The organism is Floridaenema aerugineum BLCC-F46, assembly GCF_041929345.1.
In the GTDB taxonomy this organism is placed as follows: Bacteria; Cyanobacteriota; Cyanobacteriia; order Cyanobacteriales; family Aerosakkonemataceae; genus Floridanema; species Floridanema aerugineum.
Window position 1 is genome coordinate 21,205 of the sequence record NZ_JBHFNQ010000137.1, and the last position, 22,362, is coordinate 43,566.

Annotated in this window: 21 protein-coding genes; 8 read left to right on the plus strand and 13 right to left on the minus strand. The window is 40.2% G+C overall.

Annotated features, from left to right (window positions below; all coding sequences use genetic code 11):
• Nucleotides 1–11: 11 nt before the first annotated feature.
• A complete protein-coding gene (locus tag ACE1CC_RS18100) occupies nucleotides 12–509 on the plus strand; it encodes a hypothetical protein (RefSeq protein WP_413271828.1) in 498 nt (165 codons plus the stop codon).
• 72 nt (nucleotides 510–581) lie between these two features.
• Here ACE1CC_RS18100 and ACE1CC_RS18105 read toward each other — a convergent pair whose 3' ends face one another.
• The 4 genes from ACE1CC_RS18105 to ACE1CC_RS18120 all read right to left on the minus strand — a co-directional run bounded on the left by ACE1CC_RS18105 (nucleotide 582) and on the right by ACE1CC_RS18120 (nucleotide 3,479).
• Complete coding sequence (locus tag ACE1CC_RS18105) at nucleotides 582–875, minus strand: TMEM165/GDT1 family protein (protein ID WP_413271848.1); 294 nt, start codon at nucleotides 873–875, stop codon at nucleotides 582–584.
• Nucleotides 876–1,007: 132 nt separating this feature from the next.
• The gene (locus tag ACE1CC_RS18110) at nucleotides 1,008–1,442 is read right to left on the minus strand and encodes a TMEM165/GDT1 family protein (RefSeq protein ID WP_413271829.1); all 435 of its coding nucleotides are present in this window, start codon (nucleotides 1,440–1,442) and stop codon (nucleotides 1,008–1,010) included.
• A gap of 74 nt (nucleotides 1,443–1,516) precedes the next feature.
• Entirely contained in the window at nucleotides 1,517–3,058 is a 1,542-nt protein-coding gene (locus ACE1CC_RS18115) for a serine hydrolase (protein WP_413271830.1), read from the minus strand.
• A gap of 70 nt (nucleotides 3,059–3,128) precedes the next feature.
• On the minus strand, nucleotides 3,129–3,479 hold the full coding sequence (locus tag ACE1CC_RS18120; protein WP_413271831.1) for a YkgJ family cysteine cluster protein: 351 nt from the start codon (nucleotides 3,477–3,479) through the stop codon (nucleotides 3,129–3,131).
• Nucleotides 3,480–3,723: 244 nt separating this feature from the next.
• On the opposite strand from ACE1CC_RS18120, the gene psb30 reads away from it, so the two are divergent.
• A complete protein-coding gene (gene psb30, locus ACE1CC_RS18125) occupies nucleotides 3,724–3,867 on the plus strand; it encodes a photosystem II reaction center protein Ycf12/Psb30 (RefSeq protein WP_413271832.1) in 144 nt (47 codons plus the stop codon).
• Between the two features lie 237 nt (nucleotides 3,868–4,104).
• On the opposite strand, the gene recJ is transcribed toward psb30, so the two are convergent.
• The 4 genes from recJ to ACE1CC_RS18145 form a co-directional block, all read right to left on the minus strand.
• Nucleotides 4,105–6,111 (minus strand): single-stranded-DNA-specific exonuclease RecJ, encoded by a 2,007-nt coding sequence (recJ, locus tag ACE1CC_RS18130; protein WP_413271833.1) that lies wholly within the window; start codon nucleotides 6,109–6,111, stop codon nucleotides 4,105–4,107.
• Nucleotides 6,112–6,540, minus strand: a complete 429-nt coding sequence (locus ACE1CC_RS18135; protein WP_413271834.1) for a hypothetical protein — start codon at nucleotides 6,538–6,540, stop codon at nucleotides 6,112–6,114.
• A gap of 94 nt (nucleotides 6,541–6,634) precedes the next feature.
• Nucleotides 6,635–7,057: a hypothetical protein gene (locus ACE1CC_RS18140; RefSeq protein ID WP_413271835.1), complete on the minus strand. Its 423-nt coding sequence runs from the start codon at nucleotides 7,055–7,057 to the stop codon at nucleotides 6,635–6,637.
• Nucleotides 7,058–7,102: 45 nt separating this feature from the next.
• Entirely contained in the window at nucleotides 7,103–7,579 is a 477-nt protein-coding gene (locus ACE1CC_RS18145) for a GNAT family N-acetyltransferase (RefSeq protein ID WP_413271836.1), read from the minus strand.
• Nucleotides 7,580–7,799: 220 nt separating this feature from the next.
• On the opposite strand from ACE1CC_RS18145, the gene ACE1CC_RS18150 reads away from it, so the two are divergent.
• The 3 genes from ACE1CC_RS18150 (at nucleotide 7,800) to ACE1CC_RS18160 (ending at nucleotide 9,095) form a co-directional block, all read left to right on the plus strand.
• Entirely contained in the window at nucleotides 7,800–8,027 is a 228-nt protein-coding gene (locus tag ACE1CC_RS18150) for a photosystem II protein, Psb35-related (protein WP_413271837.1), read from the plus strand.
• A 306-nt stretch (nucleotides 8,028–8,333) separates the two neighbouring features.
• A complete protein-coding gene (locus ACE1CC_RS18155) occupies nucleotides 8,334–8,504 on the plus strand; it encodes a hypothetical protein (RefSeq protein ID WP_413271838.1) in 171 nt (56 codons plus the stop codon).
• 261 nt (nucleotides 8,505–8,765) lie between these two features.
• Nucleotides 8,766–9,095, plus strand: coding sequence for a hypothetical protein (locus ACE1CC_RS18160; protein ID WP_413271839.1), 330 nt, complete (start codon nucleotides 8,766–8,768; stop codon nucleotides 9,093–9,095).
• A gap of 43 nt (nucleotides 9,096–9,138) precedes the next feature.
• Here the strand turns inward: ACE1CC_RS18160 and ACE1CC_RS18165 are convergent, their stop codons facing one another.
• The 5 genes from ACE1CC_RS18165 to ACE1CC_RS18185 form a co-directional block, all read right to left on the minus strand.
• Nucleotides 9,139–9,312: a hypothetical protein gene (locus ACE1CC_RS18165; RefSeq protein ID WP_413271840.1), complete on the minus strand. Its 174-nt coding sequence runs from the start codon at nucleotides 9,310–9,312 to the stop codon at nucleotides 9,139–9,141.
• Nucleotides 9,313–9,634: 322 nt separating this feature from the next.
• Entirely contained in the window at nucleotides 9,635–11,776 is a 2,142-nt protein-coding gene (glgX, locus tag ACE1CC_RS18170) for a glycogen debranching protein GlgX (protein ID WP_413271841.1), read from the minus strand.
• 476 nt (nucleotides 11,777–12,252) lie between these two features.
• Nucleotides 12,253–14,235, minus strand: a complete 1,983-nt coding sequence (gene glgB / locus ACE1CC_RS18175; RefSeq protein ID WP_413271842.1) for a 1,4-alpha-glucan branching protein GlgB — start codon at nucleotides 14,233–14,235, stop codon at nucleotides 12,253–12,255.
• 104 nt (nucleotides 14,236–14,339) lie between these two features.
• Nucleotides 14,340–17,681 carry a maltose alpha-D-glucosyltransferase gene (gene treS, locus ACE1CC_RS18180; protein ID WP_413271843.1) on the minus strand — a complete coding sequence of 1,114 codons (3,342 nt, stop codon included), beginning with the start codon at nucleotides 17,679–17,681 and terminating at the stop codon, nucleotides 14,340–14,342.
• A 176-nt stretch (nucleotides 17,682–17,857) separates the two neighbouring features.
• Entirely contained in the window at nucleotides 17,858–18,685 is an 828-nt protein-coding gene (locus ACE1CC_RS18185) for a DUF928 domain-containing protein (RefSeq protein WP_413271844.1), read from the minus strand.
• Nucleotides 18,686–19,237: 552 nt separating this feature from the next.
• Between ACE1CC_RS18185 and ACE1CC_RS18190 the strand changes: the two genes are divergently transcribed.
• The 3 genes from ACE1CC_RS18190 (at nucleotide 19,238) to trxA (ending at nucleotide 22,216) form a co-directional block, all read left to right on the plus strand.
• Nucleotides 19,238–20,866: a transglutaminase domain-containing protein gene (locus ACE1CC_RS18190; RefSeq protein WP_413271845.1), complete on the plus strand. Its 1,629-nt coding sequence runs from the start codon at nucleotides 19,238–19,240 to the stop codon at nucleotides 20,864–20,866.
• Nucleotides 20,867–21,069: 203 nt separating this feature from the next.
• Complete coding sequence (gene hisA, locus ACE1CC_RS18195; protein ID WP_413271846.1) at nucleotides 21,070–21,843, plus strand: 1-(5-phosphoribosyl)-5-[(5-phosphoribosylamino)methylideneamino]imidazole-4-carboxamide isomerase; 774 nt, start codon at nucleotides 21,070–21,072, stop codon at nucleotides 21,841–21,843.
• Nucleotides 21,844–21,889: 46 nt separating this feature from the next.
• Complete coding sequence (gene trxA / locus ACE1CC_RS18200) at nucleotides 21,890–22,216, plus strand: thioredoxin (RefSeq protein WP_413271847.1); 327 nt, start codon at nucleotides 21,890–21,892, stop codon at nucleotides 22,214–22,216.
• Nucleotides 22,217–22,362 lie beyond the last annotated feature (146 nt).

Here is a 22,362-nt window from a genome sequence, read left to right on the forward strand (position 1 = left end):
GGTGGAATTATATGTCTACAATCTCTAGTCTTCAGTTAAAGCGACCAGGATGGCAAACTGTAGTTATTTTTACCTTGACCTTTTGGCTCAGTACTAGCCTGGTTTTGGACTTGGTAATTATGCCTGGTTTGTATGCTTCGGGAATGATGTCGCAAAGTGGTTTTGCCACAGCTGGTTATTTAATTTTTTGGATTTTTAACCGCATTGAATTGTTGTGTGCCGCTTTAGTATTGACGGGTGTGTTAGTTGTCAAACGCACGCAAAATACTTTAGTGAGTCAGAGCCGCAATGCAATAGGTTTAGCAATGATACTTCTAACTATTGCTCTGATTTTCACTTATGTATTGACACCAAACATGAGTGCTTTGGGGTTAAATATAGAGGTTCTCGATCCAGTGAATGCTGTTCCTGCTGGTATGGGTTTGCTGCATCAAGCTTACTGGATTTTGGAAGTAGTTAAGTTAATTGTTGGTGGCGCAATTCTCAGTTTGTTTTACCGACAAAACTAATTGTTGAGAAACTTAGGTACAGAGAAACCCGGTTTCTTCAAGAAACCGGGTTTCTGGTGTTTAAGGTATAGTTTATTCTGATTCTTCGGGTAAAGCAGTATTTGAGCAAAGTAAGCGTACAGCCATGATAGCAAAACCGATCGCAGCGATCGCTTTTACCCAATGCACAGGTAACAATTGTGCTGCACCTTCGCCAGCAATTACGCCAAGAAAACTGGTGAGTAGTAACGCGCCAGCTGTACCTAAAAACACTGCACGGGGAAATTTTGTACTTCCACTCAGAGCGATCGCAGCGAGTTGGCTTTTGTCTCCTAATTCTGACAAAAACACAGTAATAAAACTTAGTCCTAAAAGATGCCAGTCAATCATAGCGATTTTAGATTTTAGATTTTGGATTTTTGATTTTTAAATTTGGGATTTGGGAGTTGAGATTTGAGACGATCGCCAATCCCCAATACTAGGGGCAATTCATGAATTGCCCGTACCCCAGTCCCTATTTCAAGAATGAAAAATTTCCCAAACTAACTGCATGGTAATTACTAGCATACTGATGCCAGCGGCTTTATTTAAAATTTGCGGAGATACCTTAGTTGCTAACCACCTACCGAGTAAAACTCCCAACAAACTTGTTGCTATTAGCGCTGAAGATGCGCCAGCAAAAACTAACCAAGGAGACTGAGATTCTGCACTCATCAGCAAAGTAGCTACTTGAGTTTTATCTCCCATTTCTGACAAGAAGATAGTCACAAAAGTAGAAGCAAAAACTGCTAATGCTCCTTTGCTGACATTCTGGCTTGGCTGTTGTGTTGGTTTCGCCAGTTTCACGGAATCAGTGGTTTCTAGCGTTGACTCCATGACAGTTAACTGTGCATCCCTAGTCTGATTAAGTGACTCAGGCGCAGACAAAGTTGGCGGTGCAGAAGATAGTTTCACAGGCAATTGTCAAGTACTAGGTGGTTTTCATATTTCTTTCATTTTATCCCCAAGAGCGCATTTTGATGTAATTTTTACTGCTGTTGTTCGGGAGTTTTTCCACTCATGCGATCGAACACCAGCCGCGATAGCGTCGGAAATAGCTGCCAGTCGTTAAAATAACCTTCATCTGCACCCAAAATCGCCACAATATAAATTGGGCCATCTTCCTCCCGACTTCTGACAAAAGCTACCTCATGACGACCTGTTTCCGTCGAACCTGCTTTAGAAGCAAAATCCAACTCGGCGGGTAATCCTTGCCCCAAAAAGCCCCGAACTGGGTTAAATCCAGCAAATCTGGCGGTATTTTCCCGCCAAGCTGACAATCGTAAATCTCTTGCCAAGAACTGCACCATTTTGGTACTTGCTTCTGGGGAAACTGCTTTTCCTGTGACAATTTCATACATTAATCTAGCGGCGTGTTCGCTGGAAATTTGATTTCTTAACTCTCTAGGATCGCTCCACATTTGCATATCTCTACCCTCTGGTGTTTCATGGCGCAAATAACTAATTGGGTAGGTTTTTTGATGGATCGCAATCCCTTCGTATCCAGCTTTGCTGAAAAATTCACTAAGTTGGCGGCGCTTACTCGCCCATTTATCATACTTTTCGCCCCGCAAAATGTAACCAGAGTCAGTACTAGTGACAGCATCAACTAAGCGACTAGCAGCATCGTTAGAAGACTGTTGAATCATCCGATTCAAATCGGCACCATAAACAGGTTCATTGGGCAAAATTCCTCGGCGCATTTCTGCAAAAACATTGACCATCCAAAACATTTTGACCACACTTGCGGGATAGATAAGGGTGTTTTGTTGAAATCCAGCTGTTTCTCCGGTTTTCACATTAATCAATGTGATAGATAGCGGTTGTGTGGGTAATCTTTTGGATTGAATTAACTGCACCATTTCATCAACAATTCCTTGTAATTGTTGACTTGGTTTTAAATCAGGAGGAGTAGTGACGTTATAAACTAATTGAGTTTCTTGTAAACTAGGATTTATGGGGGTTGGTAGTGCGATCGCATTAGTTCTCGGAGGAATATCTGGTGGTAGCAAAGGTGTAGTAGGTAGCTGCTTCAACAGTTCTTTATTTTGTTGAGTAACTCTGGCTGTACTCGGATTAAATAACTGCACGACAGAAGAAACAGCCCAGATAATAATCCACACTACTGTCACTGCTGCTAAGAAGAGCGCCGCTATTCGTAGCTGATAAGATTTCCTCCAACCTTTGCGAGTTCTCCGCTTTCTCAGATAACTTGTGTTTTCTAAGTCTCGATATCTAGAGGAACGTCTTCTTCTTCTAGGTGTGGCTTTTTCTAACCGCACAAGTGAAAAATCATCAGCTTTCATGCGAGACTGCGTTTTATTTCCGGGCTCAAACAAGCTGACTTGTCTTTGAGGTTTGCTGTTCTCCGGCTTGAGCCCGGTAATCGCAGGTTTTGGGCTAAATGAAACGACATTTTGTTGGAGTTTGCTGTTCTCCTGTTTGAGCCGTTGAATGTGTTCATTCGCCCGCCTGAGTTTATCTTCCAGATCTGCTAGCTGTTGATAAGGGCTTTGCGATCTTTCTTGCACGAGCCACTCCTATAAAACACCTAAGTTTACCTCATCGAAAGAATACATCAAATGAGTATAAAATGATAAGCTAAAATTCGACTTTTTGATTAAACTGTTGCATTTCCGGGCTATCAGTGCCGTAAATGTCGGATATATGCTCTTGACAACATTCAATGGCAAACTCGTTGAGTTCTTCTGCTGCTATGCCGAACATATCCTGAAATGTTGCTGACTCGACGCGGCAAAATCGCGGACGATTTGAGTAGATACGACATTCGCGGGTAGTGCGATCGAAATTTATACACCATCCCTCTTCCCCCACCATGCTAAAATACTGCTCTAACTCTTCTGGGGTAAGATACTCTTCTAAGTCGGGACGCTCCGAAGGTTCTAGATAACAGCAAGCACCACATCCTTTGACGCAACACCAAGTCGCCATGATTTTTCCGAATTCCTTTGTGTCAATGCTTTTAGAGTCTAGCAACTATTGAATCTAGATCCCCCTAGATCCCGGACTTCTTCAAGAAGTCCGGGATCTAGGGGGATCTGAGCGCTTCATGTTTGTTTATACTTTTTTATAGTTTTGTTAAGTTGCTTAAAAGAAGTGGACTGTAGGCAGGTAATATAAGAGACGGATTTTAATGTAGCGATTCAAGCCTATCTGGGTTAGTTCGGGAGGAGAAATGGGATCGGTTATTAATTCTGTTACCAGTGTTATTACCAGCATTAACTGGGAAGTGATTGCCCAGCTGACTCTAGTAGGTTTAATCATGCTTGCAGGGCCAGCTGTGATTGTAGTACTAGCTTCTCGCAACGGCAACTTGTAAAAGCTTCTGCGAGTTCAGTCCTTAACAATTAACAAGGGGGAGTTGATCCCCCTTTAATTTTTTGGGCTACCAACCAGGTTTGTTGTGAGGACTTCAGTCCTGTAATTTAAAAATATACGACTAAAGTCGCCTTTTTGAGGGAAATTGTAGGGACACGGCATTCAGGAGATAACAGATTGGATTGCAAATGTTAATGATGGCGTGTCCCTACCCTCACACAGACTTTTTCAGTAAGCCCTATTTAGCTTTTTCTAGGGCTATTTGTGCAGCTTCTACTAAAGTAGAGAAAGGTGGTTGTAAAATATTGATTTCCCTAGCGTCTTCGCGAGTTTTACCTAACAAACCTGTGGTTTTTCCTAAAGGAATTGCTAAAACTTTGCCTTCAGCATTTCTAATTCTTAATTCAGTTAAGGAATCATTTGGATATAAACCGCAAGTATAACGTTTTTGATTGTGATAAAACTCTGCTTTAACTAAAGCAATAGGTGATTGGCTAGGCGATTCTGTTGAATTTCGTACACCTAATAATTCTATTTCAATCGTTGTATTGCCATTCCAAATATTCTCTTGCAGTCTGTAGGCAATATCGATTTTTGCTGGTAGGGGATAGTATTGACTCCAACGCCATGCGATCGCTTTAATTGTAGTTCGTTGGCTACCAATATTCTGTGCTAGTGTCAGCTTGAGATGTTCATTCTTAACAATTCTTTGGTCAATAACTTGCACATTCGGTGTCCAAAATACCGGAAGCGGATTTTCGATTTTGTCGCAAGGGTGAAAGACATCAATCTGACGATAAAGGTCGAGATTTATCTGATGAAAATCAGCTTGAGCATCTATTTTAAGTAGCGGTTTTAGGTGTTCTGGTTTTAGACATTTGTGGGCAAATTCACGTAAGCGCGATCGCAATTCTGGCAAATTCTTAGCTGGTAAAGAAAATCCTCCCGCCGCTTTGTGTCCGCCAAATTTGCCTAATAAATCTTTGCAGAACTCCAAAGCTTGAAACACATGAAATTCTGGAATCCCTCGCGCTGATCCTCTAATATTTTCCCCATCTTCTTCGTAAGTACCAATAAACACTGGCACACCATAACGTTCCACTAAGCGTGAAGCAACTATTCCAATTACACCATGATGCCAATTTGGTTGTACAATTACTAAAACACGCTCTTGCTGTAAATCTATTTGGTTTTTTTCACACCAATCTATTGCTTCTTGTTGAATTTCCTCACAAAGTTGCTGACGGCGTTTATTAATTTCGTCGCATCGTTTCCCTTGTATTTTCCCAACTTCAATATCATCTGTTGTTAGCAAATTAATTACTATTTGTGGTTCGTCTATTCGACCTAGTGCATTAATTCTAGGGCCTAGTTTAAAGCCAATATCATCCGGTTTTAAAGTTGCTTTTCCCTGATTAATTCCTGTGACTTCAATTAAAGCTTTTACCCCTTCGATATCGGAGTTTGGTAAAAACTGTAAACCACGTTTTACCCAACGTCGATTCACACCTTTCAGGGGCACCATATCAGCAATAGTTCCTAATGTGCAAAGTTCCAGCAGTTGCTTCACTAATCCCTGAGATTTACCCAATTTTTTCGCTAAAGATACTGCCAAAATATATGCAACACCTACACCAGCAACACTGCTATATGGTGAGGATTCTGGCAACAGTTTGGGGTTAAGAATGGCGTTGGCTGGGGGTAAATTTTCTGGGATATCGTGGTGATCGGTAACAATAACTTTCAAACCCAATTCTTGCGCTTTTTTAATTGGGTCATAAGCTGAGATACCATTGTCTACTGTTAAAATTAGTTGTACACCTTCTCTGTGAAATTTTTCCACAAGGCGCTGATTAATTCCGTATCCGTCTTTCTGACGATCGGGAATATCACAATATACTTCTTTGGCACCTAACCATTTTAATGCTCGTAATAATAGAGCAGTACTAGTCATTCCATCTGCATCGTAGTCGCCGCAAATGACAATTTTTTCTCTTGAAGCGATCGCATTTTCCAACAATTCCAAACTGATTCCCAATTGAGAGAATTCCTCCAGGGGATCGGGTAAATCCATAGATTCTGGATCTAAAAATTCTTTTACCTGTTTCTCTGTCTCAATCCCCCGATTTAGGATAACCTGAGTCAACAATGGTGACAGGTTATTTTTAATAGCTAACTCTTGAGCCTTTGCTGGAAATTCCGGGTAAATTTCCCACCTTTGGTTTGGTAATTGCCTGTTTTGCATTTAAAAAACCATTACTTGACCGGGAATTTCTGTGTCGTAAATTGCGCGATCGTCTTCTTGAGCAAAACTACCAGGTTGTAAGTCTAAAAGCACTGTTTGGGAATTCGGTTTATTCACCTTTCCTAATAATGCTTGCTCTCCTGTGGGACTCCAATATAAAACCGAAAGACCATGATCTTGGTTCCGCAGTTTGAAGCGGATTTTCCGCCTTTCTTTCGGTTTCATAGTGATTTGATCTGTATAAGATGGGATTTCTACACTAATCGGATTTGCAGTTTGATTGCTTACCTGCAAGGTAATAAAATCATCTTGTTTTAGCGTTTTCCCAGTCTTGACAAATTTTGGCCCTGCTATAGTTTCGGTGGTGATGATAATACCAGCTATGACTAAGCAAGTTGTTCCTAAAATTCTCAGTAAATTCTTATACATAACTTCACCTACTTAGGCGGTTTTCTTTTTGACAAAAGGTGATTCTTGAAGCGAAAGTATTATCTCATTATCACTGGGAAAAATGCAAATTTTCCTAAAAAATAATCACTTGACCATCATCGCGGATGTAGAGGGCGCGATCGCCTGGAAGTCCCCCTGGCAATATCTCCACTCGTAGCGTATTCGCACTAGGTTTAGAAAGTCTTGCTCTTAATAAATAAGGTACAGCATTCCAAGACAATGAAGAAAGATTTGGTTCTGTTGCTGCTTGTCTGGGAAACCTAACTTGTTCTCCCGGACGTAAAAAAATAACGCTAGTTCTTGGTACATTTTGTAACTCAACAATTACACCTGTACGATTAACTACTTCAAAATTAATCGATTGTCCGGGTGTGAAACCAAGGGGCGGTGGTGGACAACTTCGACCTGCACAAGTTCCCGCTAATCCTGTGGTTGAAGGCAAAAGGCAAAAGGTAAGAAGGGCTATGGTTTTAGTAATTAAGAATTTCATTTTCATATTTATTGATCCTTAACATAAACCTAAAATTGGCGATCGCCTTTTTCACTCTAACTCTATCAACATTTCCACAACACTAGGACGAAAACCACATTCTGAGAATAGCTTTCTCGCAGCTTCATTAATTGCCGCAGTATCCAGGCGAATTTGTTCTACTCCCATCTTTTGAAACTGCTCAATTGTTTCCATTACTAATTGTCGGGCTACACCAGTGCGGCGATATTCTGGTTCTACCCAAAGGTCATGAATAAAGGCAAATTCTTTGAGTCGATAAATGGGTATTTCACGCTCAATTGTTGCTACTAAAAATCCGGCTAATAGCGCTTTGGTTTCGTCTTCTGCTACTAAAAAGACTGTGCGATCGCTCTTTACCAATTTACTCAACCACCCTTCATAACGTTGAGCCGGGTTAGGTAAAAACCCGTACTTCGCCGCATCCCAAGTTTCATGCAGAGCGCAAATTTTGCCCACCATCGGCAAAATCGCTGGAATATCCGATTGTTTCGCCCTGCGAATCAGCATGGAAAGCCCGTCAGTTACCTACTAAGCCAGTTTAGCTGATTCAAGACTACCGTCTATACCCCCAGCAGCGGGTAGGGTGCGTTACTAACGCACCCTACAGATAGATATTTAATGCGCTTATATACCTAATCAACCTTTTTTAGTCAAGAATTGCTTTACATTTTGTAATAATCTGTTATATTAGTTTACATAAGGAAACAAACGAGAGGGACTATAAATCATGACTATCCTGATTGCTTTATTTATCGTTGGTTGGTTAGCTGCTTCTGTAATTGGTACTCAAGCTTATTTTCGTGGCGAACAGTCTAAACCAATTCACGATCGCAACTGGCGTTCTGAGTCTTTTGAAAAGTTAGCGGAGTCCGTCACTGGAACTAAAATTGATTACAACGAGCGCGTTCCCGCTTATCCTATGGATGCTTTTGCCAGCAACAATTTACCTGGTTAATAAGTATGTTGTTGCGCTTTAGCGCTCTTATCCCAAAGGTAATAAGAGCGCTGAAGCGCAACAACGTACATAATCTTAATTTTCACCCCAGGAAACCTACTGGGGTTTTTTATTGGCGAGTATTTACCATTACAAATGTATTTTACATAAAGCCAATACTTGTGATAGAAAATATGCCCTTACTCCAGTTAGAAGTTGAATAATTTTATCTTAGTTATTTTGTTAGATAAGAACAGTAGTTATTAGTAAAGGTGGCAATTTATGAGGCTTCATCTATCAAGTTTACCCAGATATACCAAGAATCAAATGGTATCTTTCATTGGTGGTATGGGAAAGATAATTAATTATCATCCTGAAGTTAATAGCTGGCAATATGCTGTACAAATGGAGTTAGGGCCAGAACCAGATTTTGGCAGAATTGGTTATGAAACAACAATTTTGCTAAATGAATCAGAAATTAATGCTGTGTTGAATTAATGGGGACTGAGTGAGCGAGCCCAATCATCAAAGTAAAACTACTAACTAAAGAAATAACGTATTTTTTTTGCTCTCTCACTTAAGAAAGAGCTAAATCAAACAATCAAATAAACAACCAGTCCAGACAATAGGCAGATTTTTTCTCCAGCTTAAATACCACTTGTAGCTGCCGAAACTACTTCCTTTGAAAGAGTATATGGCAATTTCAGTTTTCTAGACTGAGTTTAGTAAAGAATAAATTGTTTAAATGGGAAAAACATCATGGATAACCAACAAGAGAAGCAGATAGAACAACCTGTAAGTGTAGACTGGCATTCTAAAGAAGAACCGAGAGCAAAGGAAAAGAATTTAACAGCTAATCCGGGCGATCGCATCTCTGACGAACCTCAATCTATAGAAGAAAAAGCGAAACAAGTAGCGGTAGATTCCCCTGATATTACCGGAGATCGCATCACAGTTCCGACTTACTTTATTGTCGAAGACTCCGATGGTAATAAAGAAGCACTCCACCATGTAAAAGATGCAGAAGAAATCTCGGATGTAATTAGACAAGCGAGAGTTGACGAAAACGGAAATCGTGTTTGGTGGTAATAGTTTTCGAGTCCTCACTATTTAACTAAGTGAGGACTTTTTATTATTGACCTAATGAAATTTGAAAAGGGCCAAGTCCGAGCAATGCCCGACTAGCTGCTTGTTCGACTATTTCTGCAATTGTCGGTAAATTAATAAAGGAAACTGCTTCTGGAGAAGTAATAGAAATTTCTCCAGGAACTTGACTATCTTGAGAAACTTTAATTAATAACCGCAATTACCTAAAATTATTTTCAAAAACTGTTGAATATCCAAAATTTCCTCCTAAATAAACAATAAATCCGTTTCTAAGTCCGTTGTGAACACTTCAGTGTTAGTCGTGATGACTGGTGTCAAGATCGAAATTCCCAGCCATATCAACAAGGGATTTTGGTGGTGCGTTGAAGAATTAAACTCAACACTCTTTGTATCCTTAAATACCCAGAAACAGGAGACTGGGGATTGAAGTAGGGGCGAAGCATTCGGGCGACAATTTATGAAACTCAACTAAGATATAACTATCCGAATGCTTCGCCCTCCCCCACTTGTCCTCTTGTCCCTTATTCCAGGCGGCGCAGCAATACTAGCGATCGCCCAACCACAGGCACAGCTTGATTGCCAGTGTAAATTTTTTCTTCCCGAATAAAGCGTGGTTCCTTAGTATCAATTATCAACGACCAATCACACTTATCTAGCCTAAAAACAGTAGGTAAATTAAACTCAATTGTTTCAGAGTGAGCATTAAAAAACATTAGGAAACTATCATCGCTAATGTGCTCACCTCTAGATCCAGGACTGGCAAGTTGATTGCCATCTAAGAAAACTGCGATCGCCTTAGCATAACCAATATTCCACTGTTCATCTGTCATTTCCGTACCATCAGGATTGAACCAAGCAATATCACTAACACCCTTGCCGTGAATCGGACGACCTTGGAACCATTTGCGCCGCCGAAATACCGGATGTTGACGACGGAAATAAATTAATTCACGGGTAAAATTGACCAAATCTTCATTGTCTTGATTTAAATTCCAATCAAACCAAGAAAGCTGATTATCTTGGCAATAAGTATTATTATTACCCTTTTGCGTCCGTCCCATTTCATCCCCACCTAGCAACATTGGGATACCTTGAGATAGCATCAAAGTTGCTAAGAAATTTCGCCTTTGTCGTTCCCGTAAAAGCAAAATTTCTGGGTCATCAGTTTCCCCTTCAACTCCACAATTCCAAGAACGATTGTGTTCATCACCATCCCAATTGTTTTCCCCGTTTGCTTCGTTATGTTTCTCCTCATAACTAACTAAATCATTTAGGGTAAAACCATCATGAGCAGTGACAAAGTTGATACTAGCATTTGGTCGTCTTCCATTCAACGAATATAAATCTGGACTACCAGTAAAACAGTAAGCAAATTCCCCTAAAGTTTCCTTTTCACCCCGCCAAAAATCTCGCACAGTATCGCGATATCTGCCATTCCATTCTGACCAAAGAACAGGGAATTGACCTACTTGATATCCACCTTCTCCTAAATCCCAAGGTTCAGCAATTAATTTCACATCTGCTAACACCGGATCTTGGTGAATAATATCAAAGAAAGCTGATAAACTATTAACTTCAAATAACTCCCTTGCCAAAGCCGCTGCTAAGTCAAATCGGAAGCCATCAACGTGCATTTCTGTCACCCAATAACGTAGGCTATCCATGATTAACTTTAAGACTTGCGGATGACCAACATAAAGAGAATTTCCGCAGCCTGTAAAGTCCATGTACAAACGCTTATCATCGTCTATCAACCGATAGTAAACTGTATTATCAATGCCTCGCAAAGACAAACTTGGGCCTAAATGGTTTCCTTCTCCAGTATGGTTATAAACTACATCCAAAATAACCTCAATTCCTGCCCGATGTAGCGCTTTCACCATCTTCTTAAATTCGGTTACTTGCTGCCCCAAAGTACCACTAGCACTGTAACCAGAGAAGGGAGCAAAGTAATTAATTGAATCATAGCCCCAATAGTTAGTTAACCCTTTATCTAGGAGATATCCTGGTAGGGCTAAAAAGTGATGTACTGGCATTAATTCTAGGGCGGTAATTCCCAGTCTTTGCAAATGTTCAATTGCTGCTGGATGGGCAATTCCGGCATAAGTTCCCCGCAATTCTTCGGGAATATCTGGATGTGATTTTGTCAAGCCTTTAACGTGAGTTTCATAGATAATAGTTTCGTGCCAAGGAGTTCTTAATAATTGATCTCCTTCCCAATCAAAAGATTGATCAACTACCACCGATTTTGGCACTAAATGGGCATCATCTAATTCAGAAAAAACTAAATCTTTGCCTGCTTCTTCCCCTTCCCAAGAATAACCAAATATCTCAGCCCCACTACCCCGGAGTACGCCATCAATTGCTTTGGCATAAGGGTCAATTAACAATTTGTTAGCATTAAAACGAAGACCTTCTTGAGGTTTCCAGGGGCCATGTACGCGAAATCCGTAACGTTGTCCGGGGCCAATTCCTGGTAAATAACCATGCCAAACAAAGTTGTTAAGTTCTGTTAGTTCAATGCGTGTTTCTTTGTCGTTGCGATCGAACAAACAAAGCTCAACAGCTGTAGCATTTTCACTAAACAACGCAAAGTTTGTTCCTTTGCCATCCCAATATGAACCTAAAGGATAAACGTTTCCAGGCCAAAGTGCTACGTACATAGATTTATCCCAATCAATGCTAAAGGTTTTTTCTGAACTTTTTGAAAATAATCGCGCAGCGAAAATAGTTTTGTAACTAATTGAAAAACAAAGCTGTTCTTAAAATTTTCTTACGTTTCTGTTGAGTGCATAACTTTTGATAAATCCTCAGTAGATGCGCCATATTCCCTGCTGATTGACTTGCCCTATTGCTTCATTTATGAATGTAAAGGGATATATTTTTTCTTACCATCTGTCACAAGAGGTAAATATTTGTAAAGTAACTTGGTTCAAATTAAGAATAGTTACCTGGAAAAGCCAGAAAAATGCTTTCCAGGTAATCTATATTGAGTTGGTTAAATCATGGGATAGACATTAGTGAATATAATGTTTTTAGATTAAAAAAAAATCTCCCAAAAGATAGGTTCTTTCGGAAAATTACTTGGTGATTACTAATACAATTCAGTAATTTAACATGGATAAAAGAACTGCTTTTTTTAAACAAAAGCATTTTCTGATACAGATTTTTCTGGGAGATCAGTTTTTAATTTAAAAAACAGGATTCCCAAAGGTGGTAAGTGAAGATTTAGTGAGAAAGCGCGATCGTGACAAGAAATTTCTTCCGCTGTAACACCGCCAAAATTACCCACACCGCTACCACCATAATCCCCCGAATCGCTGTTCAGTAACTCTTGCCAAAAACCATTATTCGGCACACCTAAACGGTAATTGTAGCGAGGTACAGGAGTAAAGTTTGCCACTACTAAGATACTTTCATCGGTTGATTTTGATTTACGGATCAAACTGATTACGCTTTGTTGTGAATCATTACAATCAATCCACTCAAAACCTTCCCAACTAAAATCTAATTCATGCAAAGCTTTTTCCTGGCGATAAATGTGATTTAAATCTGTTACCCATCTTTGCAAACCTGAGTGCATTGGGTAATCTAAAAGATGCCAATCTAAACTTCGATCGTGACTCCACTCTTGCCACTGTCCAAACTCTCCACCCATGAACAAAAGTTTTTTGGCAGCTTGGGCATACATATAACCAAATAACACCCGTAAATTAGCAAATTTCTGCCAATAATCTCCCGGCATTTTGCCAATTAAAGAACCTTTGCCATGTACAACTTCATCATGAGAAAGTGGTAAAACAAAGTTCTCATTAAAAGCATAAATCATGCGGAAAGTTAGCAGATTATGATGATGTTTTCGGGCAATGGGATCGAGGGACATATACTTTAAAGTATCGTGCATCCAACCCATATCCCACTTTAAACCAAAACCTAAACCACCATCATAAATTGGTCGAGAAACTTTTGCCCAAGCGGTAGATTCTTCGGCAATAGTTTGGACATCGGGAAAGTGTTGATAAACTGCTTGGTTGAAACGGTGCAAAAAGGCGATCGCTTCTAAATTATCTCTCCCACCATATTTATTAGCAACCCATTCTCCATGTTTGCGGGAATAATCCAAATAAAGCATTGATGCAACTGCATCCACCCGCAGTCCATCAATATGACATTTATCCAACCAAAAGAAGGCACTACTAATTAAAAAACTGCTGATTTCATGCCGACCATAATTAAAAATGCTACTCTGCCAATCAGGATGAAAACCTTGTCGAGGATCGGCGTGTTCGTAAAGATGAGTACCATCAAAATAATTCAATCCATGTTGATCTGTAGGGAAATGAGAAGGCACCCAATCTAATATTACGCCAATACCTTCTTGATGCAAATGATCGATCAAATACATGAAATCTTGGGGAGTTCCGTAGCGACTTGTGGGGGCAAAATATCCGGTAGTTTGATAACCCCAAGAAGCATAAAAAGGATGTTCTGTTATTGGCATTAACTCCACATGAGTAAAGCCCAAATGCTTCACATATTCCGCCAACTTAGTTGCAATTTCCCGATAATTTAAAAAGCGATTTCCCTCTTCCGGTATCCGCATCCACGAACCTAAATGTACTTCGTAAATGGAAATTGGCGCATCAAAAGAATTAGCTTTGACGCGGTTTTCCATCCATTCGCGATCGTGCCAAGGATACTCAGTATCCCAAACAATTGATGCAGTTCTTGGCGGAATTTCTTGATGGGAATTAAAGGGATCGGCTTTATCTACTGCATAGCCATTGTAACGGTGAATAATGCGATATTTGTAGAGGCTACCTTTAGTCATTCCGGGAATAAAACCTTCCCAAATTCCTGATTGTCCTCTTAAGGTAAGAGGAAAACCTTCGTTACTCCAATCATTGAAATCACCTTTGACAAATACCTGTCCGGCGTTAGGTGCCCAAACTGCGAAATAAGTGCCTTCTACACCATTAACAACTAATGGATGAGAACCCAGTTTTTCATATAAATGATAGTGGGTTCCTTCATTGAATAAATAAATATCATGGTCAGTAATTAAACTGACATGATCCGAGGAAGTTTCCAGTTGATTGTGGTTGAGTGTTAGTTGAATCATGGCTACTTAATAGTGAATTAGCATTAGGTCTGTTGTGACGACTTTAGTCGTACATTCCTAAAGAAAACGACTAAAGTCGTTACAACAAACTTGCACTGATCTCACTAAAATTGCAGCAATCTTTGTAAAGGAATTCCTACCCAATTAGGTCGATTTTTCAGTTCATAACCTAAGTCGTAGATCAATTTTTCCAACAAGTAAGCATCTAAAAGTACTTGCAATTCGTCTTGACTTTTTGGTAAGAAAGAATCCTGACTAGCAGTTTTCAAATAACTATTCAAGAAAGTTGCACTTACCCAGTAATACCAAAAGTTAGCCCATTGTTGCATTAAGGGAAGATTTTCGGAACTAATTGTGCCATTCTCTACTTCACAGCGGAGTGCTTGAATAGCGGCATAATTGAAAGATTGCAACATTCCAGCTACGTCTCGTAAAGGCGATCGCTTCATCCGCCTTTCACTTAAACTCCGCCCAGGTTCTCCTTCAAAATCAATAATAACGAAGTCTTTACCAGTGTAAAGCAATTGTCCCAAGTGATAATCGCCATGATAACGAGTTCTCTTGGCGGTGATTTTTTGATTGAGAACTAATTGATAACGTCCAAAAAACTCTTCTTGGCGGTTTAAAACAGCTTGGGCTAATTTTTGGGTGTCGGGTGGTAAGGTTTTTAGCTGCTTTTTCAAGTCCAGTAAAACCTGTCCTGTGAGGTTACGCGCATACTGGTAAATTGAACGTTGGTAGAACGAAGAAAAAGGTTCTGGTGCAAAATTTTGGTCTTCAGAATTAGCAGATAAAGCAATGTGTAATTCTGCGGTAACTTCACCGATTAAACTGGCGCTTGCTAGATAAGAACCGATCGTTTGCTGTGCTAATTCTGGCAGATCTTCCGGTTGTAAATCTAACAGCGATCTTGATGGTATTGTCGCCAATGAAAGTTCATTTTGTTGAACTGTAATCCGTTCAAAATAGTCGCGCAAACTATCAAGTGTATAATCCCAAGTATTCCTCGCATCGGGGATAAAGTCTTGCAATAATCCCACAGTTTGAATACCTTTGCCATTGCGGTATTCTAATGCACCTGCAATGCGGGCAAAGTGTTGCAACGTTTTTTGTTCGCTGAGGAAACGTCGGATTTCTAAATCTGGATTAACGCCTTCTTCAATTTGATGGTAAATCTTTAACATCAAGCGATTTTGGAGGACAGATCCGCTTCTTGCCGGATCGCTGTAAATAGCACAAGTATTTTTCTGTTCTCCCTTCATTAAAACGGGATTTAAAGCCGGAATTTCTGCGGGGAAGATATCAGTGGTACTAGCGATTAATTCCCCTGCCATTCCTTTATAGGAACGATTATTGGCGATCGCATCTAACATCGTATTCAGGAAATTACTATCTGCGATCGCATCAAACAAAATCCCCGTTTCCTCTTTCCCTTCTTCTTGCAAACGGGCTACTATATTTTGGGGCATTTCTGACTCAATTTCTTTAGCTTCTTCCCCTTCCGTGTAAGCTAAAGGCAACAGATAAGTCTCTGGTTCTCCTTGAATAAAATCCACTTTTAACCAAACAATCTGTGCTGATAAATCTTTGTAAATTACGGGAATAGCCTCTGTAATTTGTGTAGACTGAATCGTGCGATCCTTGCCATTAAACCAGCGACAACTATACAAATAATCCGAGAGAATTAACTCCAAAGTATTTTTCAAATCCCGTTGAGAAAAGATGTTTTGCCACTTGCCACTAACTGCCAAAGTTGTTAAATTTGTCTGCCGTTTTGGTAGGGGAATTAAGCTTGGTTCCAGTTTCAGGCTAAACCAGTAAAAAGCGTAAGGGGCAATACTCAGAAAATAGGGCGAATTGCCTATTTGGGGAAACTGAGTTCTCCCAAAAATTTCTACAGGAACCATGCCTTCAAATGGCGATAAATCCAATTCCACAGTTTGCACAAACCGAGACAAATTCGCCACTATTAAAATATGCTCATCCTGATAAGTGCGGGTAAATGCCAACACTTTGCGATTTTCAGGATGGAGTAATTCAAAGCTACCTTTACCTAATGCTTGCAGATGTTTCCTTGTAGAAATTAGGCGTTTCATTGCATACCACAAAGAATTCGGATTTGCTCTTTGTGCTTCTACATTCACTGTGGCATAGTGATATTCTGAATCAACATTTACTGGTAAATAAAGTTTATGAGCACTTGCCCGACTAAACCCAGCATTTCTGTCAGCGTTCCATTGCATTGGTGTGCGGACACCGTTGCGATCGCCCACAAAAACATTATCTCCCATGCCAATTTCATCACCGTAATAAAGCACAGGAGTTCCCGGAAGAGATAGTAACAAACTATTCAATAATTCAATCTGACGACGGTCATTTCCTAATAGCGGCGCTAACCTCCGACGAATTCCCAAATTCACTCTCATTTCCGGGTCTTGGGCATAAACCCGATACATATAATCCCGGTCTTCATCTGATACCATTTCCAAGGTTAATTCGTCATGATTTCGCAGGAATAATGCCCATTGACAATTAGTTGGAATTGTCGGAGTTTGTTGTAAAATATCTGAAATTGGAAAGCTATCTTCCATCCTTAATGCCATAAACAAACGCGGCATTAATGGGAAGTGAAAATTCATGTGGCACTCATCGCCATATCCATAATATTGTGCTGCATCTTCAGGCCATTGATTAGCTTCAGCAAGCAGCATTCGATTCGGGAATTTCTCATCTACATGGCGACGGAGTTGTTTTAAAAATTCATGAGTTTCGGGAAGGTTTTCGCAATTTGTTCCTTCGCGTTCGTAAAGGTAAGGAACCGCATCCATCCGCAGTCCATCCACACCCATTGACAACCAAAAATCTAAAACTTGAAACACTGCTTTTTGGACTTCGGGATGATCGTAATTTAAGTCTGGTTGATGGGAGTAAAACCGATGCCAATAGTAAGCTTGGGCAACTGAATCCCAAGTCCAATTAGAAGTTTCAAAGTCTTGGAAAATAATCCGGGCTTCTTTATACTTTTCCGGGGTGTCACTCCAAACGTAAAAATCTCTTTCTTTACTACCTTTGGGCGATCGGCGTGCTCTTTGAAACCAGGGATGTTGGTCGGAAGTGTGATTAATGATTAACTCGATGATTACCCGAATTCCTCTTTGATGGGCTGCTGCTAAAAACTCCTGAAAATCTGCTAAATTGCCATAGATAGGATTGACATTTGTATAATCAGCAATGTCGTAACCATCATCCCTTAATGGTGAAGGGAAAAATGGCAAGATCCATAGTGCTGTAACTCCTAAATCTTGCAGATAATCTAGTTTTTCTGTCAACCCCCGAAAGTCACCAATTCCATCACCGTTGCTATCGGCAAAAGCACGCACTGGTACTTCATAGATGATGGCATTTTTGAACCAAAGGGGGTCATTATTCAACATTGAGTTTTGCATTGCCAGATTTCTAAGTAAAAGTTTGCGCCAATAATAAAGTATGTATTATTGCTAACATCTTCTGTTAACTTAGTTAACCAAAACTGGTAGCTTTAGGCATCTGACTAGAGTTAGAAACGTTGCTGGTTGCTGTTTAAAGATAAATACTTAGACAAGCATCAATCTTGAGGTAGAAATTAATAATCGCGAGACATCGCTGAACTCAATTGATTTCTACCTACTACAGGTTGCATTATTGGTTCTTGGGCCAGTTTTTCCATACCCACTGACTTTAACAACTGCTGCCAATCGCTGACAACTATTGGATCGTTGGGATTGCGCCGCCGCATTTCTGCTAGATTACTTAAAGCATCGTACCAAATCCCGGCTTTTGCATAGATAATAACGCGATCGCGCCATGATTCTGCTCTCTCCAACTCTTGCAGCACATTCGCATTTGGGGTAACGCGCCGAATCACTCCTGATACCACTTTATTACCAGATAAATCACCTAAATTTACATCTTCTGGATTACAAATTAAAGTCACTGACCAGAAATAATTTTTATTCAATTCTAAAGCTGGTAAATTGCTGGTATTAGGAAGACTAAAACTCATAATTCCCACCCCGCGATCGATCTTAAACTTAGTTTTGTAAATCTCTGTTTGCTGAGGTGTTTTCAGCACAAATTCTATCTCAGGCTCGGTTTCTAGCGATAGGGGAGGCAGATAAACTGAAACGGTGGGATACTCAGCTGTAGTAGTACCAAAGCCATTAACTGGCACTAAAGCCATGACTTTATCATTTACACTATGCCGAATACAAGGGCCTCTTGTGCCGCCACCTTCTCGTCTACCCGGACTACCAATATTACCATCTGGTTCGTAAGCGCCCCAATTTGTTGGTAAACTTTGGTTATTTGGTCTTGGTGATTGTGCAGCAACTCGGAAGGGGACGGGAGAAGCGATCGCCAAAGCCAAAAATAATAAGATCCAAGGATTAGTAAACTGTAAAATCCGAATCATAGTTAAAATAACAGTACCCCTAAAGTACTGAGCAAAGGTTTAATAGTAACAGACGAGAGAATCTAACTTAGAGTTTCTAGTTTTTAGTAGCGACTTACTCCCAGGAAATTCATTCGTGTTAACCCAAATGAAACACACTCTGGAAATTAAGCTACTGGACGGATTTATCTTTTAATATCTATTCTCTACAATAATGCTATGGAGCAATCTCCGCATCAGGAATATCCCCTAACTGGAGTTTGAATCAGATGTTAGCAAAATTAACGAGAACGATATCACTTCCCTTTGGTGTTCCATCTGAGCAGTTCAAAAGCCACAAACTTGTATAAAATCTTAACTGGCTTTGTTCTCCTCACAGACCTAATTTAGCTTAATTTGTTAAGGTAGCTACTGGTCAATAGTTTATTGTAACAAATTTAACTGTTAACCATGAACAAGCTATGCTCAAACTTGGACAAGGATGCCACCTTTCCTTGGTTAAGAGTTTAACAAAGGGGCGCGTACTAACCAACTTTACCTGATCTGGCTATGGTTTCTTCAACCCAAGACGTTATGTTTAGAACAATTAGACCATTTGCAGCTTATGCAATTCAAGATATTAGCTGTTTGGGCGATCGCTTAATTGCCCTAGATCATACAACCGGATATCTCTTACAAGTTAATCTAAAAAATGACGACACCACTATTTTAAATCCCGATCGGGTTGGGGAATTCTTAGATGTTACCGGGTTTGCTGTTTGGGAAGACAAGCTGTGGTTTACTAGAGATGAAGATGTTTACTTTTGTAATTTGACAGACTTTACGCCCCAACATTTTGTAAGTTTGCCTTACACCGCCAATGGCATAACAGTTTGGGAATCAACAGTTTATGTAAGTTGCCAAAAAACGGGTTACATTTACATCTATGATGCCAACAAAGGAAACTTAATTACCAGATTCTATACACCGGGAATCGGTCGAGAACATTTGACAATTAAAGGCGAAGAAATTTGGGTCGCTGATGATGAAGAACAAACAGTATTTTGTTTAGAACGGGCAACAGGGGAAATTAAATTTAGCTTATTAACACCTTTTGAAAATCCCACAGGGTTAGCTTTTTATCACGCTCCCGAAACTGACAAAGAAGTGCTTTATGTTGCTTATGCCTATAAAGAATGTTACGTCAGAGATGACCCAAACTCTGACCCACCACAAGAATTAGATTATCGCGATCGCACCTTCATTCATCCCCTCTATTTCCAGTATTATCCCGAAGGAAATTACGCCTTATCTAATGGTTATTTAATGGAAGTCAGCTACGTTGAAGAACTCTCACAACTAGAAGACGTGCATTTAGAAAACTTAGAATGGCGGATCGCCCTGCCATCAGAAACATTGCGCCAAAAAATTAGGGAAATTTACCCCATCGGTCGTCCCTTTACCGAAGAAATTATTAACGGACAAAGGGTAGCAGTGTTTAAATTTGACAAACTTACCTCAAAAGAAAGGCACATTTTTGGGTGGAAAGCACTGCTAGAAGTTTACAGCATTAAATATCGGTTGACCCCAAGAGATGTAGAAAAATTGCCAGAATTAGCACCAGAACTTCAAGAGAAATATTTGGTAGATAATGACGATTTGGCAATGGATACACAGATTATCCGTAATGCTGCCAAAGAAGCGATCGGCACAGAAACAAATCTGATGCGGAAAATCTATAAAATTCGCAACTTCGTTTATGATAAACTTTCCTACGGCATCAAACCTCACATCGATCCCCCAGATGTCGCCTTACAAAGAGGCGTTGGTTCTTGCGGCGAATATTTAGGCATTTTATTAGCCCTTTCCCGCTTAAATGGAATTGCCTGTCGCACAGTCGGACGTTACAAATGTCCGAAAAATCCCGAATATCAAAATGTACCTTTGTCCCCCGATTTTAATCATGTTTGGATGGAATTTTATGTCCCTGGTTTTGGTTGGTTGCCAATGGAATCTAACCCCGATGATGTCGTAGAAGGAGGCCCATATCCCACTAGATTTTTTATGGGCTTATCTTGGTATCATGTAGAAATTGGTAAAGGTATTTCTTTTGAAAATATCAGTTCTAACAGTGTACTTTTGAATAAAGAAGTTGTTTCGATCGGAGATTTAGCCCTAAATCACATCCGGTTTACAATTCTCTCAGAACTACCACCTTCTTAGGGGCAGAGGGGCAGAGGGGCAGAGGGGCAGAGGGGCAGGGGAGCAGGTTCGCTAGAGGGAGCAGGGGAGAATTTAAAACTTAAAACTCTGCAACTGTTCCTAACTCAAAACTCAAAACTCAAAACTTACCCAGTCCCCAGTCCCCAGTCCCCAGTCCCCAGTCCCAACTCAAAACGCAAAACTCAAAATTCAAAACTCTTAAAATGGAAGTTATCCCAGCAATTGACTTATTAGATGGTAAATGTGTGCGACTGTATCAAGGAGATTATTCGCAGTCGCAAGTTTTTGATGAAAATCCCGTTGCTGTTGCTAAACAGTGGGTAGAACAAGGGGCAACGCGATTACATTTAGTAGATTTAGATGGAGCAAAAACCGGAGAATCGGTTAATTTAAAAAGTATTGAAGCGATCGTTCAAGCAGTACCCATCGCCGTAGAAGTTGGTGGGGGATTGCGCGATCGCACCAGCGTTGCCACACTATTAAATATCGGAGTTCGCTGGGCAATTTTGGGAACTGTCGCCGTAGAAAAACCCGAACTAGTCGAAGAACTTTGTCAAGAATTTCCCAGTAAAATTCTCGTCGGAATTGATGCCCGGAATGGTAAAGTTGCCACTAGAGGTTGGTTAGAAACTTCCGAAGTTTCCGCCCAAAATTTAGCCCAACAAATGGCAGAATTAGGTGTTGCAGAAATCATTTACACTGACATTCACCGTGATGGCACTCTTCAAGGGCCAAATTTAGAAGCATTGCGAGAATTAGCAAGTAATCTTTCAATTCCTGCAATTGCTTCTGGTGGCGTAAGTTCTTTAACTGACCTTTTCAGTTTACTAGCTTTGGAACCTTTGGGAGTGCGAGGTGCGATCGTCGGACGCGCCATATATACTGGAGATGTTTCACTTAAAGAAGCAATTCAAGCCGTAGGTTCTGGGCGTTACCAAGATGTACCTCCAGATTTAGGAAACACTACTTTTGCTTAAGATATGTAATTCAAAATTTACCAATAGTAACACTGGAGATACAGACATGGGTACTGCTACATTCATTCAAGATCAAACTGAATTTGATTCCCTCCTGGCAACAGAGTCCTTTTTGGTTGTAGATTGCACTGCAACCTGGTGTGGGCCTTGCAGACTCGTTGCGCCTTTGATCGATCAATTGGCAGCGGAATATAGCGATCGGGCTAAGGTTTTGAAGCTCGATCTGGATGCTAATCAGCCCATTGCCAAGCGATTTGGGATCAGAAGCATCCCAGCTGTCTTGTTCTTTAAACAAGGCGAATTAATCGAAACCCTGGTTGGAGTTAAACCCTACGAGGAATTTAGCAACGCTGTTAAACGCCTCCTGTCCTAAGTCTTAAAGTATTATAAAACTTCTCTCATTATATAAACAAATATAATCAGGCATAGTATCATATAACAATGAAGCTATCAGACTATGCTAAGCACTTAGGGATCTCATACCAAACAGCTTGGCGATGGTGGAAGTCTAACAAACTT